General features: G+C 56.3%; 17 protein-coding genes. 5 read left to right on the top strand and 12 right to left on the bottom strand.

The annotated features are described in order from the left end of the window. Positions 1–50: 50 nt before the first annotated feature. From pxpA to J2Y91_RS14640, 7 genes are all read right to left on the bottom strand, one after another. Positions 51–788 carry a 5-oxoprolinase subunit PxpA gene (pxpA, locus tag J2Y91_RS14670; RefSeq protein ID WP_133624167.1) on the bottom strand — a complete coding sequence of 246 codons (738 nt, stop codon included), beginning with the start codon at positions 786–788 and terminating at the stop codon, positions 51–53. Next, the gene (pxpC, locus tag J2Y91_RS14665; protein ID WP_048916736.1) at positions 772–1,710 is read right to left on the bottom strand and encodes a 5-oxoprolinase subunit PxpC; all 939 of its coding nucleotides are present in this window, start codon (positions 1,708–1,710) and stop codon (positions 772–774) included. Before pxpC ends, pxpA begins: the two co-directional genes overlap by 17 nt. Then, positions 1,704–2,360: a 5-oxoprolinase subunit PxpB gene (gene pxpB, locus J2Y91_RS14660; RefSeq protein ID WP_133624168.1), complete on the bottom strand. Its 657-nt coding sequence runs from the start codon at positions 2,358–2,360 to the stop codon at positions 1,704–1,706. Before pxpB ends, pxpC begins: the two co-directional genes overlap by 7 nt. 141 nt (positions 2,361–2,501) lie before the next feature. Further along, the gene (locus J2Y91_RS14655; protein WP_048916738.1) at positions 2,502–3,245 is read right to left on the bottom strand and encodes a type 2 GTP cyclohydrolase I; all 744 of its coding nucleotides are present in this window, start codon (positions 3,243–3,245) and stop codon (positions 2,502–2,504) included. Between the two features lie 2 nt (positions 3,246–3,247). Then, positions 3,248–4,675 (bottom strand): deoxyribodipyrimidine photo-lyase, encoded by a 1,428-nt coding sequence (phrB, locus tag J2Y91_RS14650; protein ID WP_133624169.1) that lies wholly within the window; start codon positions 4,673–4,675, stop codon positions 3,248–3,250. A gap of 14 nt (positions 4,676–4,689) precedes the next feature. Further along, a complete protein-coding gene (locus J2Y91_RS14645) occupies positions 4,690–5,646 on the bottom strand; it encodes a YbgA family protein (RefSeq protein ID WP_133624170.1) in 957 nt (318 codons plus the stop codon). Positions 5,647–5,801: 155 nt separating this feature from the next. Continuing rightward, positions 5,802–6,008, bottom strand: coding sequence for a YbfA family protein (locus tag J2Y91_RS14640; protein ID WP_133624171.1), 207 nt, complete (start codon positions 6,006–6,008; stop codon positions 5,802–5,804). Between the two features lie 281 nt (positions 6,009–6,289). Between J2Y91_RS14640 and kdpE the strand changes: the two genes are divergently transcribed. Continuing rightward, positions 6,290–6,973, top strand: coding sequence for a two-component system response regulator KdpE (kdpE, locus tag J2Y91_RS14635; RefSeq protein WP_048916742.1), 684 nt, complete (start codon positions 6,290–6,292; stop codon positions 6,971–6,973). Between the two features lie 60 nt (positions 6,974–7,033). On the opposite strand, the gene pgm is transcribed toward kdpE, so the two are convergent. After that, positions 7,034–8,674 carry a phosphoglucomutase (alpha-D-glucose-1,6-bisphosphate-dependent) gene (pgm, locus tag J2Y91_RS14630; RefSeq protein WP_048916743.1) on the bottom strand — a complete coding sequence of 547 codons (1,641 nt, stop codon included), beginning with the start codon at positions 8,672–8,674 and terminating at the stop codon, positions 7,034–7,036. 24 nt (positions 8,675–8,698) lie between these two features. Then, positions 8,699–9,253, bottom strand: coding sequence for a replication initiation negative regulator SeqA (gene seqA / locus J2Y91_RS14625; protein ID WP_048916744.1), 555 nt, complete (start codon positions 9,251–9,253; stop codon positions 8,699–8,701). A gap of 262 nt (positions 9,254–9,515) precedes the next feature. Between seqA and ybfF the strand changes: the two genes are divergently transcribed. From ybfF to fur, 4 genes are all read left to right on the top strand, one after another. Continuing rightward, entirely contained in the window at positions 9,516–10,280 is a 765-nt protein-coding gene (gene ybfF, locus J2Y91_RS14620) for an esterase (RefSeq protein WP_133624172.1), read from the top strand. 348 nt (positions 10,281–10,628) lie between these two features. Then, complete coding sequence (gene ybfE / locus J2Y91_RS14615) at positions 10,629–10,910, top strand: LexA regulated protein (protein WP_048916746.1); 282 nt, start codon at positions 10,629–10,631, stop codon at positions 10,908–10,910. Between the two features lie 138 nt (positions 10,911–11,048). Next, positions 11,049–11,579 carry a flavodoxin FldA gene (fldA, locus tag J2Y91_RS14610; RefSeq protein WP_048916747.1) on the top strand — a complete coding sequence of 177 codons (531 nt, stop codon included), beginning with the start codon at positions 11,049–11,051 and terminating at the stop codon, positions 11,577–11,579. A gap of 395 nt (positions 11,580–11,974) precedes the next feature. Beyond that, the gene (gene fur / locus J2Y91_RS14605) at positions 11,975–12,418 is read left to right on the top strand and encodes a ferric iron uptake transcriptional regulator (protein WP_048916748.1); all 444 of its coding nucleotides are present in this window, start codon (positions 11,975–11,977) and stop codon (positions 12,416–12,418) included. 51 nt (positions 12,419–12,469) lie between these two features. Here the strand turns inward: fur and mtr are convergent, their stop codons facing one another. The 3 genes from mtr to glnS form a co-directional block, all read right to left on the bottom strand. Continuing rightward, positions 12,470–13,717 carry a tryptophan permease gene (mtr, locus tag J2Y91_RS14600; protein ID WP_133624173.1) on the bottom strand — a complete coding sequence of 416 codons (1,248 nt, stop codon included), beginning with the start codon at positions 13,715–13,717 and terminating at the stop codon, positions 12,470–12,472. Positions 13,718–13,833: 116 nt separating this feature from the next. Further along, positions 13,834–14,223: a hypothetical protein gene (locus tag J2Y91_RS14595; protein ID WP_133624174.1), complete on the bottom strand. Its 390-nt coding sequence runs from the start codon at positions 14,221–14,223 to the stop codon at positions 13,834–13,836. Between the two features lie 102 nt (positions 14,224–14,325). Beyond that, complete coding sequence (gene glnS, locus J2Y91_RS14590; protein ID WP_048916751.1) at positions 14,326–15,993, bottom strand: glutamine--tRNA ligase; 1,668 nt, start codon at positions 15,991–15,993, stop codon at positions 14,326–14,328. Positions 15,994–16,158 lie beyond the last annotated feature (165 nt).

Genomic DNA, 16,158 nt, shown 5'->3' with positions numbered 1-16,158 from the left:
AAAAAATGCCCCGACGCGGTGGACGGGGCAGAATGAAAATTCGCCGACGTTTAGCGGCTGGTCACGTCGATATTCTGCTGGCTAAATGCCTGACGCAGCTCGCGGGCAAACGCCAGCGCGTGCGCCCCATCGCCATGCAGGCAAACGCTGTCGGCCTGCACCTTCACCCACTCGCCGCTCAGGCTTTTCACCTGACCTTTCTGAACCATGGTCAGCGTCTGGCTTATCGCCTGCTCGTCACTTTCCACCAGCGCACCGGGCTGACTACGCGGCACCAGCGAACCATCCGCCATATAGCCGCGATCGGCAAACACCTCCTGGCGGGTGGTTAAGCCGTGACGTTCGGCGGCGCGAATCGACTCGCTGCCCGCCAGCCCGACCAGCACCAGCGCCGGATCAACCGCCTTCACCGCCCGCGCAATCGCATCGGCCAGCTGGGGGTCGCGTGCGGCCTGGTTATACAGCATGCCATGTGGCTTGACGTGGACCAGCTTGCCACCTTCACTCTCGGTCAGCGCCTTCAGCGCCCCGACCTGATACAGCACCTGGGCATAGACGGTTTCCGGCGGCAGCTGCATGGCGGTACGGCCAAAGTTTTCCCGGTCCGGGAAGCTGGGATGCGCACCGATAGCCACACCAAACTCCAGCGCCCAGCGCACGGATTGCAGCATGGTTTCCGCATCACCCGCGTGGAAGCCACAGGCGATATTTGCCGAGGAGACCAGCTGCAATAAGGCGCGGTCGTTTTCACACCCTTCGCCGAGATCGGCATTAAGATCGACTTTCATTGGCAAGCCCCCAGGCCATTTGTTCCAGTGAGCGCTGCTGTTCACGCTTCGCCTGCAGCGCTTCCTGCAGCGTGCAGTAGACGAAGTGAATCGGCTCGCCGAGCCGCAGCTGCGCCAGGTGGTAGAGATCGGCTTCAATCACGCAGGCAATGCGCGGATAGCCGCCGGTGGTCTGCGCATCGGCCAGCAGCACGATCGGCTGACCGTTCGGCGGCACCTGAATCACCCCCGGGATCAGCCCGTGGGAGAGCAGGTCGCGGCCGACGTTGCGCGTCAGTTTGCGCCCCTGAAAACGGTAGCCCATACGGTTACTCTGTGGATTAAGCCGCCACGCGCTGCGCCAGAAGGCTTCCTGACTGTCTGCGCTGAACTCATGATATTCCGGGCCGGGCATCGCCCGCACCCGATTCCCCCACAGCAGCTGTCGTACGCCTGCGGGCTGGCTAAAGTCGCAGGTTGGCTCGCCCAGCGGCAGGCTGTCACCATCCTGTAGCTGACGCCCGTTAAAGCCGCCGAATCCGGCTTTCAGATCGGTGCTGGCTGAGTCGAGCCGCTGCTCAACCGCATAACCGCCATTGACCGCCAGATAGCTGCGCATTCCGCGCTGCGGCATACTCAACGTCAGGCGCTGGCCCTTTTTCACCGCGGTGCGCCAGCCCGTCCAGACGGGTTCGCCATCAAGCTGGGCCTGGCAGCCTGCACCCGCGAGGCCAATCCAGCCGTCGCGCTGGAACTCGGCACAAAACTGCCCGAGGGTAATTTCCAGCACCGCGCTGTCGGGCGCATTTCCCACCAGCATATTGGCAGTCTGCATCGCCGGGTGGTCAAGTACGCCACTCAGACTAATACCATATTGCCGCCAGCCGATACGGCCCGCATCCTGGATACTGCTGCTCATTCCGGCACGAATAATTTTCAGCATACGCCCTCCTTCTGCGGCACAAAGCGCACGCGGTCGCCGGGGCGCAGCAGCACCGGAGGATGCTGGTCCGGGGCAAACAGTGCCGTCTGCGTCTGCCCAATCAGCTGCCAGCCACCGGGGGCGACGACCGGATAGATACCGGTCTGGCTGCCGCCAATGCCGACAGAACCCTTCGGTACCTGCACGCGCGGTTCGGCGCGGCGCGGGGTATGCAGGCGCTCATCCAGTCCGCCCAGATACGGGAAGCCAGGCTGGAAGCCGATGAAATAGACCACGTAATCCACTGATGCGTGGCAGGCCACCACCTGGCTGGCGCTCAGCCCGCTGTGATGAGCCACTTCGTCGAGGTCCGGCCCCAGCTTGCCGCCGTAGACCACCGGGATCTCTATCAGGCGCGACTCCAGCTCCAGCGCATCGCTGGTTTCCCACCACTGCTGCAGCCATTCGATCGCGTCCAGCGCGCTCTGCTGCGGGTTGCTTAACATCACGGTGATATTGTTCATCCCGGGGACGATTTCCGCTACTTCCGAACGGTCCTGCAGGCGTTGTGTCAGCCCCCAGATACGCTGCTGGCTGGCAAGTGAGACCGGAGGTTCTAACTCCAGCACCACTGCGCGTTCGCCCAGCAGGTAACAACGTGCTCGTTGCAAAAGCTGCCTCCTGACAAATAGGAAAAAGTGATACTTAATATCAATTATGACAGGTAGTTATGCGGAATTGTCGCGTGGCTGTCAACCTTCAGCGCGGCCTTAATGCTGCGCGCTGAAGGTCATTGGCAGTGACAAAGAGGATCAGGCAGGGTTGAAAATATCGACGAAGGTGACATCCAGACCATGATGCTGCGCCAGCCAGTCGCCCAGCGCCTGAATACCGCAGCGCTCGGTAGCATGATGCCCGGCGGCGAAGAAATGCAGCCCCTGCTCGCGCGCGCTGTGGATGGTCTGCTCAGAGACTTCTCCGCTGATAAAGGCATCGACGCCAAACGCCGCGGCGTCATCAATGTAGCCCTGACCGCCGCCGCTGCACCAGGCGACGCGCTTAATCAATGCCGGTGCATTATCCCCACAGTGCAGCGGCTCACGGCCTAATACCTGAGCAATGCGCTGCGCCAGCTGCTCGCCGCTTAACGGCGTTTTCAGCTCTCCCCACGGCAGCAGCAGCGCGATCTCACCTTTGACGTCGATATCGAACATCTTCGCCAGCAGCGCGTTATTACCCAGCTCGGGGTGACCATCCAGCGGCAAATGCCAGCCAAACAGGTTGATATCGTTGGCCAGCAGCGTTTTCAGACGCTGGCGCTTCATGCCCTTGATCGCCGGGGCTTCGCTCTTCCAGAAATAACCGTGATGCACCAGCACGGCATCGGCATCTAAGCGCACCGCCTCGTCGAGCAGTGCCTGGCAGGCAGTTACGCCGGTCACCACTTTTTTAATTTCGCCCCGCCCTTCAACCTGTAATCCGTTGGGGGCGTAATCTTTGAAATTCTCAGTGTTGAGCAGCTGGTTAACCAGCCGTTCCAGTTCAGTATTCAGCATAATCAGTCCGTCTGTTTGCGTGCCGCTTCAAAAGCGGCCAGGGTTTGCAGGCGTGCCTGTTTATGTTCCACGATCGGCTGCGGATAATCGAGGGTTTGCTGATTTTTCTTTGCCCACTCCTGCGGCTGATGGATATATTTCTCCGGCACATCGCGCAGTTCCGGCAGCCAGTGGCGAATAAACTCACCGCTTTCATCGAAGCGCTCACCCTGAGTGGTGGGGTTAAAAATGCGAAAATAGGGTGCGGCATCGGTACCGGTAGACGCTGCCCACTGCCAGCCGCCATTGTTAGCGGCCAGATCACCATCAATCAGCTGCGACATAAAATATTGCTCACCCACCCGCCAGTCGATCAGCAGATCTTTCACCAGGAAACTGGCGGTAATCATGCGCAGGCGGTTATGCATCCAGCCCAGCGTATTAAGCTGGCGCATCGCAGCATCGACAATGGGGTAGCCGGTTTTTCCCTGCTGCCACGCCTTCAGCCCCTCGGCATCGTCGCGCCATTTGACGCCGCGCGTCCAGCGGGTAAACGGCTGATGACGGCACAGCGACGGGTAAGCCACCAGCAGATGGCGGTAGAACTCGCGCCAGATAAGCTCGTTAAGCCAGACAAACACTTTGCCGTCTTCCAGCCCGCGCGGATGCTGCTTTAGCAGGCGATGCAGGCACTGGCGGGGTGACAGCACCCCGGTCGCGAGATAAGCCGACAGGCGGCTGGTGCCGTCAAGCGCCGGGATATCACGCTGTGCCTGATAGTGGGTCACCGGGGTCTGGCAGAATTCGCGCAGCCGGGCGATGGCGGCCTTCTCTCCGGGAGGAAACAGCGCGCTGTTGATATCCTCGCGCGGATAGTCAAACACTTTCAGCCGGTGGGGGTTCACCGCACCTTCCGCACGACAGGCCGGCGCTGGCAGACATTCGGGCAATCCTTCCTGTAGCCGCTTCACAAAGGCTTTACTGAAAGGCGTGAAAACTTTGTACATCTCGCGGCTGCCGGTCAGCACGCTGCCTGGCGGCAGCAGCAGACTGTCGTCGAAGCCCTGTACCGTCACCTCGTCTTCCAATAGCGTGCGTTCTACCGCAGCATCGCGCTGGCGCTCATTCACCTCGTACTGATAGTTGTAGAACAGGCGGTCAACCTGGTGTTCCTGACAAAACTGCCGCAGCAGCGGAACGGAGGCGTCGAAGTCGGCGCACTGCTCAAGATGCAGTGGGATACCTTTTGCCGCCAGCGACTGCTGGAGTTCCTGCAGGCTTTGCCAGATAAACTCCGCCTGCTTCGGTGCCATATGGTGTGACTGCCACTGCCCGGGCGTGGCGATAAACAGGGCAATAACCCGTGCATTGTCAGAACGACAGGCGGCGTACAGCGCATGGTTGTCGTTGATGCGCAGGTCATTGCGCAACCAGACCAGATGAGTTGTCATAATGCTCCCTGAAATTATTGTCCATACCGCAGGCGCAGTGCTTCCGGATAAGGCGCAAAGTAGCGCTGTTCGGCCAGCCACGGGTGCGGGTATTCCGCCATATAGTGTTTAAGCAGGGTTATCGGGGCCAGCAGCGGCTGCAGGCCCTGGCGATAGTGGTCGATCAGGTTAGCCAGCTCCTGGCGCTGGGCTGAAGTCAGCTCCCGGCGAAAGTAGCCCTGAACGTGCATCAATACGTTGGTGTGATTGCTGCGCGTAGCTTCATGCTTCATCAGGTCCATCAGGCGCTGACGATACTCCAGCGCAAATTCTTCCAGCGATTCCCACTGGTCCATTTTGGCGACGAACGGGCCAATCTGGCGGTAGGCAGGCTGTGAATGAGACAGCAGCAGCAGCTTGTAACGGGTATGAAAGGCCATCAGTTTGGCGCGCGTCAGGCCACTGCTCCACAGCTGGTTAAACTCGTGCAGGGCATACACCCGCGCCACAAAATTCTCACGCAGATTAGGATCGTGCAGGCGACCATCTTCTTCCACCGGCAGCCACGGCATCTGTGCCATCAGCTCGCGGGTAAATAGTCCCGTGCCTTCTTTACGGTTGTTATTGTTATCAGGCTGATAGACGCGTACCCGCTCCATCCCGCAGCTGGGAGATTTAGCGCAAACGATATAGCCGCAAAGGTGGCGCAGACGTTGCACTTTTTCGACAGAGAATGCCTTCATCGCTTCTGTGACCGGATCCGCCTGGCCGTTACTGAAGCGCAGGGAGACTTCTCCGCCCTCCTCCTCTGTCAGGCGCAGTGCCGGGCGTGGTGTTGGCAGGCCAATCGCCATTTCAGGACAGGCGGGCTCATAACGTATAAACGGTGCCAGCTGCTCGGCAGCAAAAGCATTGCGTTTATGACCGCCATCGAAGCGCACTTTTTCGCCCAGTAAACAGGCACTGATACCCACCGGAATTTTTTCGCCCATAGTTATACAACCCCTAAAGCCATGTACAACTTTTAGTGTAGCGGAAAAAGCCCGACGACAGGCAAAAAAATCCCGCCAACGGGCGGGAAACTATTCGTATAGGAGGGTCGACCGGAAAAAAGGTCGGCCCGCTACCGGTCGGTCAACCCCAAAAGTTACAGGAATTCACACCCTGCGGCTTCTGACTGCGCCAGCCAGACCGGCTGGTCGCTGGTTTTAACCCATACGCGATGCAGATAGCTATAGAAACGTGCGCGATCGCTACGGAATAACATCACCGGCAGGGCCAGCACACCGCAAACCACGACGGCGGCACGACGCATGAAAATCCGTGTGGGTGAATAGTTGTGATAAAGACTCATACGTCCTCCTGAATAATTGTTGAAAAGATGCTGTCTGTAATCTGACTAAAATAGTAGCGCTTCTGGTGTAATTTTACTACTGATCAGACCACTTTTGGCGAAAAAAAAGCCTATTAATTCAGCCTGACTGAAACTTAGTTACATGATTGTTAAAATCGTAGCGTGAATAGCATGATTAAAGCGACTCTGTTAACCCCTCAGGTGATTGCGAACTATCACAGACGCTCTGTCTACTTTTTGCTAAATTAGCTTCTATTACGCGGTTATGCAGCAGAGGCAATGTGGTCACCATTCTGATTGTGGAAGATGAAAAAGAGATCCGCCGTTTTCTGCGCCTGGCGCTGGAGGGGGAAGGTTTTCGTGTCGTTGATGCAGACACGCTGAGCCGCGGTCTGATTGAAGCAGCAACGCGCAAGCCGGAGCTGACGATCCTCGATCTCGGGCTGCCGGACGGTGATGGCAGCCAGTTTATCCGTGAGATCCGCCAGTGGAGCAGCATGCCGGTTATCGTGCTCTCCGCCCGCAGCGATGAGCAGGATAAAATCGCGGCGCTGGATGCCGGGGCCGATGATTTCCTCACCAAGCCTTTCGGCGTGGGCGAACTGATGGCGCGGGTGCGCGTGGCGCTCCGCCACCGTCCGGCCCAGAGCAGTGACAGCCTCAGCGCACAGGTCACTTTTGGCAGCGTCAGCGTGGATATCGCCACCCGTCGCGTTACCCGTCACGGTGAAGAGCTGCATCTGACGCCGATAGAATTTCGCCTGCTGGTCAGCCTGCTTAATCATCCCGGCAAGGTGATGACTCAGCGCCAGCTGCTGACTCAGGTCTGGGGACCCAATGCGGTTGAGCACAGCCACTATCTGCGCATCTATATGGGCCACCTGCGCCAGAAGCTGGAGCACGACCCGGCACAGCCGCAGCATCTGATCACGGAAACCGGCGTCGGCTACCGCTTTATTCCGTAATTCTGCAATAAAAAAAGGGCCACTCACAGCGTGAGCAGCCCTTATTCAGCGTGTCAGCAATCAGGCGTTTTTCAGCACCGCACTGACAATTTCCACGGCTTCTTTTTCAATCAGCGCACGATGCTCGGCACCGAGGAAACTTTCACAGTAGATCTTGTAAGCGTCTTCAGTACCCGAAGGGCGCGCGGCAAACCAGCCGTTTTTAGTCATTACCTTCAGGCCACCGATGGAAGCACCGTTACCCGGAGCCGCCGTCAGACGCGCAGTGATCGGATCGCCCGCCAGCGTGTCGGCACTGACCATTTCAGGCGACAGTTTTGACAGCGCGGCTTTCTGCGCGGAGGTTGCCGGAGCCTGAATACGGTTATAGCTCGGTGCGCCAAAACGGGCCGCCAGCTCATCGTAATGCTGCTGCGGGTTCTTACCGGTCACAGCCGTGATTTCAGCCGCCAGCAGGCACATGATGATGCCGTCTTTGTCAGTCGACCACGGGGTACCGTCGAAGCGCAGGAAGGAAGCTCCCGCACTCTCTTCGCCACCGAAACCGAAGCTGCCGTCGAACAGGCCATCCACAAACCACTTGAAGCCAACCGGAACTTCCACCAGCTTGCGGCCCAGATCGTCCACCACGCGGTCAATCATCGCACTCGACACCAGGGTTTTACCCACGGCGACGTCTTTGCCCCACTGTGGACGGTGCTGGAACAGATACTGAATCGCCACCGCCAGATAGTGGTTCGGGTTCATCAGACCGGCCGGAGTCACGATACCGTGGCGGTCGTAGTCCGGGTCATTGGCAAAGGCCAGGTCAAATTTGTCACGCAGCGCCAGCAGGCCAGCCATGGCAGATTCAGACGAGCAGTCCATACGGATCACGCCGTCATGGTCCAGATGCATAAAGCGGAAAGTCTGGTCGACAGCATCGTTTACGATAGTCAGATCGAGGTTGTAGAACTCCGCGATACGCTGCCAGTAGGCGATACCGGAACCGCCAAGGGGATCCACACCAATTTTCAGACCCGCTTTCTGGATCGCCGGAATATCAACGATCTGGGCCAGACCTTCAATATAAGGCTGGATCAGATCTTTTTCCGTCAGGTGGCCGCTGGCCCAGGCCTGATCCAGCGTCATGCGCTGCACGCCTTTCAGGCCATCTTTGATCAGCGCATTGGCACGATCTTCCACCACTTTGGTGACGTTAGTATCCGCCGGACCACCGTTCGGCGGGTTGTACTTGATGCCGCCATCTTCTGGTGGATTGTGCGAAGGCGTGATGACGATGCCGTCCGCCTGTGCGCCGCCAGATTTGTTGTGCTCAAGGATAGCATTGGAGATCGCCGGCGTTGGCGTATAGCCATTATCCTGCTGGACAATCACATCCACCCCGTTGGCAGCCAGCACTTCCAGCACGGAAATAATGGCGGGCTCAGACAGCGCGTGGGTATCTTTACCCACGTAGCAAGGGCCGGTAATACCGTTCTTTTTACGCTCTTCGGCAATCGCCTGCGCGATAGCCAGAATGTGATTCTCGTTGAAGCTGTGACGACCCGCGCTACCGCGATGGCCGGAGGTGCCAAATTTCACCGCATGCTCTGCATTGCCCAGTTCAGGCTGCAGGACATAATACTGAGATGTTAATTGTGCAACGTTAATCAAATCGCTCTGCTGGGCGGGTTGCCCGGCACGGGGGTGATTGGCCATTGGCGCTTCTCCCTGACGCTTCAGTTAGAGGGTACCGCAAACTTTCTCAGTCAGTTCCGTCGGGAACTGCATCGACTGCATTATGTGTTCAACCATGCTGCGTTTACGGCCAGTATTTGTGTTGGTGATCACCCAGTACGGCGTGCCCGGAACGTGCTGCGGCTTGGTATGGGTGCCATTTTCTACCAGCGTTTGCTGATTGCCCGCGAAGTAAACGCGCGTGCGACCGTGCAGAGACTCTGTCGCTGCGCCAAACGCTTTGGCATCCAGACTGTATAAAGTCGATAAAACCAGCATAAAGCGGTTCACTGCTCTTTTCTGATCGGCATACTCATCAGAAAGCAGCAGTTCACGTACCGCACGCACACGATCCTGCGGACGGGCTTCAGTTTTCACCGCCGTGTTCGCTGCTGGCTCTTTCCCCGCCGCTGCAGCGGATGTTGCCGCTGTAGCCGGAGCCGTCTGACCCGCAGTGAACTTCAACATGCGGCGCAAAATATCCGATGCGCTTTCACCAATATGCTGAGTGTGGCTGGCAATATAACGGTATAGCTCTTCGTCGACTTCTATCGTTTTCATCTTTATCCAGTACGGTTAGTGCTTGTGTCAGAACGCGGGTCACAGAGACGAAAACGATCGTCGGGATCGCCCGTGCTCAACCGATCCAGTTCTAACATCAGGATTATAAAGTTAAATCCTGCCGGGTTGTAGCGCCAGACCCATTTCAGGGCAAAAGTCGGAATATGCCGCAAAAAGATCGTAACCGCATATGGCGCCTGCGGCAGAAATTGTGGGATCCATGATACCCTAAGCCTTCACATCAACTGTAAGAACTTTCTCTATGAATTTAAACTTCCGCCTGCAATCTGAACAATCCGCATCAAACGATCTTCCGCTGGTGCTAATCCACGGTCTGTTTGGCAGCCTGGATAACCTTGGCGTGCTGGCGCGAGGGTTAAAAGATGACCGTCGTCTGATTCAAATTGATGTGCGCAATCATGGGCTTTCGCCGCGGGCTGATGAGATGAGCTATGCGCTGATGGCGCAGGATATCCTCGATACGCTCGATGAACTCAAGGTTGAACGCTTCAGCCTTATTGGCCACTCCATGGGTGGCAAGATCGCGATGGCGCTGGCCGCGCTGGCCCCCGAGCGTGTAGGTGAGATCGTGGTCATCGATATCGCCCCCGTGGCTTATAGCACTCGCCATCACGACGACATTTTTGCCGCCTTGCAAGCGGTGTCGCAGGCCGGAATTAAAACGCGCAGCGAAGCCGCCGCGCTGATGCGCCTGCATATAGATGAAGAAGGCGTGATCCAGTTTCTGTTGAAATCATTCCATGAAGGTGACTGGCGCTTCAACGTGCCGGTGCTGTGGGAGTGTTACGACCAGATTATTGGCTGGCAGCCTCTGGCCCCCTGCCCGCATCCGGCACTGTTTATCCGCGGCGAACGCTCGGCTTATCTGGCGGATGAGTACCGTGATGCCCTGCTAGCTCAGTTCCCTCAGGCGCGTGCGCATGTGATAGCCGGAGCCGGCCACTGGGTACATGCGGAAAAACCTGATGCCGTGTTACGCGCAATCCGTCGATTTTTTGCGCTGTAAAAACAATTATTTCCTCGGGTTGATATAGCCAAAATAATTCGAGCTGCAGAAAGGCGGCAAGGCCATGAGTCCCCGGCAGCATAGATCGCTCTGTGACAGGGGTGACAAATCTGCCCGGAGCAGATTTGAACGCTGTCTACAGTGGTCCCGAAGGGGGGAGGTCCAGGGATGGGCCGAATAATGGATGAAGCCAACGCATCTGCGGCTTGAAGAATGAAGGGTATAAATGATTGTCGTCATCACTTTCGCTGGGGTATGATGGCGCGCTAAAATTTGCCGCTGCTGATTCTTCACGCGGCATAACGACCCTGGTCTTCAGAAATTCAGCCTTTCAGTATCACTATCCCTATGGCAAAAGAGAACACGGACCGCACAACGATCGATCTGTTCGCAGATGAACGTCGCCCGGGACGACCTAAAACGAATCCGCTAACGCGTGATGAGCAGCTACGCATCAACAAGCGCAACCAGCTGAAGCGGGATAAAGTGCGCGGCCTGAAGCGCGTTGAGCTGAAAATGAACAGCGACGCGGTTGATACCCTGAACCAGCTGGCAGAAGAGCGCAATATGAGTCGCAGCGAACTGATTGAAGAGATGCTGCTGGAACAGCTGCAGCGTCATCAATCCTGATCGCCTGGCTTAAGCACTCAGCGACAAAACCAGCAGCATTACACGTTTATCCGCTTCCGGCGGTCTGTTATCATTAGCGATATCTGCGAAAAATTCAGCAGTCACCATATCATTAAGATTCAAGAGGTTATTAAACTCATGGCACTCGTCGGCATTTTCTTCGGCAGCGATACAGGCAATACGGAAAACATTGCAAAACAGATCCAGAAACTGCTGGGTAAAGATGTTGCAGAAGTTCGTGATATTGCCAAAAGCAGCAAAGAAGACCTTGAAGCCTTTGATATTCTGCTGCTGGGCATTCCCACCTGGTACTACGGTGAGGCCCAGTGCGACTGGGATGACTTCTTCCCAACGCTGGAAGAGATCGACTTCAACGGTAAGCTGGTCGCGCTGTTTGGCTGCGGCGATCAGGAAGATTACTCTGAATATTTCTGTGATGCGATGGGTACCATTCGCGACATCATTGAACCGAACGGGGCGATTATCGTTGGTCACTGGCCGACCGAAGGCTATCACTTCGAAGCCTCTAAAGGCCTGGCAGATGACAACAACTTCCTCGGTCTGGCGATTGATGAAGACCGCCAGCCAGAACTCACTAACGAACGCGTTGAAAAGTGGGTAAAACAGATTTTTGATGAACTTCAGCTGAAAGAAATCATCGAAGCCTAACCACAGCGGCTTGATGTGGGAGTTATCTCACATCAAGTCAGTGGTTTTTCCTATAGAAGTAATAGATACATGTTTGTAACTTTCACCTGCAAAACTGTACAATAACCCCATCGGTTACCCGCTTACTCAGCGCCCGTCACACTGTTTGACGACACTTGGTTTACCGAGTGTGATGAGATGAGGGAGAACGAAATGTTAACCCAGCATAATTCGGGCGCGCGCTTCCCAGGATGTAACGACATTAATCCTTACATCCCTCAGCGGTTCAGGCATCCCTTTTAGTTTTCATTTCGAACTATCAGCTCTATACTGAGACGCATTCAGCTTTAGCGTCGACCGATGTTCATGGCTTTTCAGCCACTAAGTGACTAGCAAAGTAACAGGACAATATCCGCATGACTGACAATAACACCGCATTAAAGAAGGCCGGCCTGAAAGTCACGCTTCCCCGACTGAAAATTCTGGAAGTGCTTCAGGAACCAGAGGGCCATCACGTCAGTGCGGAAGACTTGTACAAACGCCTGATTGATATGGGCGAAGAAATTGGTCTGGCCACGGTTTACCGCGTGCTGAACCAGTTTGACGACGCGGGGATCGTTACCCGCCATAACTTTGAAGGCGGTAAATCCGTTTTCGAACTGACCCAGCAGCACCATCACGATCATCTGATCTGCCTGGACTGCGGTAAAGTTATCGAGTTTCGTGATGAATACATCGAGGAGCGCCAGCGTGAAATCGCTAAGCGCCACGGCATCAAACTGAGCAACCACAGCCTCTATCTTTACGGTCACTGTGCTCTGGGCGACTGCCGCGAAGACGAGACTCTGCACGACCAGTAATCTCCATGATTGTGTAAAAACCGCTGCCTGCCAGCGGTTTTTTTATGCCTGCTATTCGCCGAATACCGGCAGCCAGTGACCGTATGAGAGCAGTGATACCAGGGCATTCAGCACGCCAAAGCAGAGCACCAGTACGATGGGCGCAACGCCGCCCCTCACCCGCCAGGCCGCGGTGGCAAAGCGGCGGCGCGACTGCCAGGCGAGCAGCGCGGGCGTGATCACCGCCCAAAGGGTAGCAGCCAACCCGGCATAACCTATCGCCAGTAGAAAGCCGTTGGGCCAGATCAGCGCGGCAGTAAGCGGGAAAATAAAGGTCAGCACGGTGGTCTTCAGGCGCCCTGTGGCAGAGTTATCCAGCTTAAACAGGTCGGCAAGGTAGTCAAAAAAGCCCAGGCTGACGCCGAGGAATGAGCAGGCCACGGCAAAGTTGGAGAAGATATCCAGCAGCAGATTCAGGTACTGACTGTGCAGTACGCCGGACAACGCCGCAACCAGCACATCGATATTCCCCCCCTGTGCGGCAATCGCTTTAAAGTCATGGCGTGGAATATTGCCCATGGTGCCGACGATCCACACCAGGTAAATTGCCAGCGCCAGCAGCGTGCCGTAGACCAGGCAGCGGCTGACGCGCCCGGCGTTTTTACGGTAGTAACTCACCAGCCCGGCAATATTGCCGTGGTAGCCAAATGAGGCCAGGCAGAACGGCACTACCGCCCAGAGATAACGCAGGTAGTGGCCGTCTTCCGCCGCGCTGTCGAGCAGATTCACCGGCTCGATGTGCCACAGCAAGCCGCCAAAAATCATCAGGAATGTGATCACCTTCGCACCGAGAAAGATCAGCGTCATGCGGCTGACCACGGCCGTACCCAGCCAGATAAACAGCGCCACCAGCAGCGCAAACAGCAGCCCGGCGGTGCGGGCAGAGAGATCGACACTCAGCTGGCTCAGGCTGTGCTGAATAATCGCCCCGCTGGCAGAGATATAGGCGTAGGTCAGAATGCCGAGCACAAAAACCACCGACAACCCGTTAACCAGATTCCAGCCGCGCCCTAACAGGTCGCGCGTAACGGTATCGAAGCTGGCGCCCGGCGGATAATGCAGGCTGGCCTCAAGATAGAGCAGCCCGGAAAGCAGCATGCAAAACCAGGTGAGGATCAGCAACAGTGAAGACCAGAGGAACCACGCCCCCGACATGACCACCGGCAGGGAGAACATCCCGGCACCGATAATGGTGCCGCTGATGATTAAGGTCCCCCACAGCGTGGAGGGTAACGGAGCAGCAGAAGCAGGCAGAGCCATGGCAAATCCTTAGCGAGAAACGGTAACAAAACGCACGCGCCGGGATATTCCACTGGCTAAACGGCATTAATGCCGCATAGTCTACACAAAATCACACTCGCGAACTAGTACGGTAACTAGTCGGCAACCATCGTTTCCTGCAAATAGCGCCAGCGTGGTGGGGTTGCGCTACAGTCAATCACCGCCAGCGAGATACGATGAGTATGCACATCCCCCTGCTGCTGCAGCTCATGGTAATGAATCACCACATCCTGCTCTGACTGCGAAATAATTTGGCACTGCTCAATACGAATCTCCACGCCCTGACGTCCGCCAGTCAGGCGGGTAAACAGTGCGGCAACGTCTGCCAGCGCCAGCATTTTTCCACCGGGAGTGACCATGGTGAATTCGGGGGCAAAATGAGCGAGCAGTTCGGGCACTTTACTGCCGTCGCCGTGAAACACTTCGGCGATCAGTTCATGCAGCACAATCACGCTGCGGCTGGCTTGTTCGGCTAATCCAGACATGCAATATCCTTCAGGTGAGATTGTCGATACGTCGCTGATAGCGGTATCCAGCGGACGAAAAAAAAGGGCGAATCATCGCCCTCTTATATAGCTGATTACGGCTTATTCGCCCATTTTCGCCCAGGTATCGCGCAGGCCAACGGTGCGGTTAAACACCAGATTGCTGGCGCTGGAATAGACGCTGTCGGCACAGAAGTAACCTTCACGCTCGAACTGGTAAGGTGCAGAAGCTTCAGCCTGCTGCATGCCCGCTTCGACGTAACCGTGACGAATCACCAGGGATTCCGGGTTAACGGTGGTCAGGAAATCTTCTGCTGCGCCCGGGTTTGGCACGCTGAACAGACGGTCATACAGGCGGAACTCCGCAGGCAGGCCGTGAACTGCGGACACCCAGTGGATCACGCCTTTCACTTTACGACCATCGGCCGGATCTTTGCTCAGCGTATCCACGTCGCAGGTGCAGAACAGGCAGGTAATGTTGCCCTCTTCATCTTTGGCTACGCGCTCAGCTTTGATCACGTAGGCATTACGCAGGCGCACTTCTTTGCCCATCACCAGACGCTTGTACTGCTTATTCGCTTCTTCACGGAAGTCAGCACGATCGATCCAGATCTCACGGCTGAACGGCACTTCGCGCGTACCCATCTCCGGCTTGCTCGGATGGTTCGGCATGCTGATCATCTCTTCATGATGCGCAGGCAGGTTTTCGATCACCACTTTTACCGGGTCAAGAACGGCCATCGCACGCGGCGCGTTTTCGTTGAGATCGTCGCGAATACAGGATTCCAGCGCGGCCATTTCCACGTTGTTATCCTGTTTGGTCACGCCAATACGGCGGCAGAACTCACGAATTGATTCCGCGCTGTAACCGCGGCGGCGCAGGCCAGACACGGTCAGCATGCGCGGGTCATCCCAGCCCTCAACCACTTTCTCAGTGACCAGCAGGTTGAGCTTACGCTTGGACATAATGGCGTATTCAAGATTCAGGCGTGAGAACTCATACTGACGCGGATGCACCGGGATGGTGATGTTGTCCAGCACCCAGTCATACAGGCGACGGTTGTCCTGGAACTCCAGCGTACACAGCGAGTGGGTGATCCCTTCCAGCGCATCGGAGATGCAGTGGGTGAAATCGTACATCGGGTAGATGCACCACTTGTTGCCGGTCTGGTGGTGCTCGGCGAATTTAATGCGGTAGATAACCGGGTCGCGCATCACGATAAAGTTGGACGCCATATCGATTTTTGCACGCAGGCAGGCGGTGCCTTCAGCAAAACCACCGGCGCGCATTTTGGCAAACAGCTCAAGGTTCTCTTCCACGCTACGGTCGCGGTAAGGGCTGTTTTTACCCGGCGCCGTCAGGCTACCTCGGTATTCACGGATCTGCTCAGGTGACAGTTCGTCAACGTAAGCCAGACCTTTACCGATCAGCTCAACCGCATAGTTGTGCAGCTGTTCGAAATAGTCAGATGAGTAGCGTACTTCGCCGCTCCACTCAAAGCCAAGCCACTTCACGTCACGTTTAATTGACTCAACAAACTCCAGGTCTTCTTTCACCGGGTTAGTGTCATCAAAACGCAGATTGCACTGCCCGTGATAATCCTGCGCGATGCCAAAGTTCAGGCAGATAGATTTTGCATGACCAATATGCAGGTAACCGTTCGGCTCAGGCGGGAAGCGGGTATGCACGGTGGCATGCTTACCGTTCGCCAGATCTTCGTCGATGATCTGACGAATAAAGTTAGTTGGGCGGGCTTCAGCCTCACTCATCTCAATTTCCTCAATAATGCATGGCATTTACTCTAGATAATTCGAGTTGCGGCAAGGCGGCAAGTGTGAGAATCCCCGGGAGCTTACAAAGTAAGTGACTGGGGTGAACACACGCAGCCAACACAGCTGCAACTTGAAGAATGACGAGTATAAATTAGCTGTCAA

It is taken from the genome of Erwinia aphidicola (assembly GCF_024169515.1).
In the GTDB taxonomy this organism is placed as follows: Bacteria; Pseudomonadota; Gammaproteobacteria; order Enterobacterales; family Enterobacteriaceae; genus Erwinia; species Erwinia aphidicola.
This window is presented reverse-complemented; position numbering and strand designations above follow the sequence as displayed.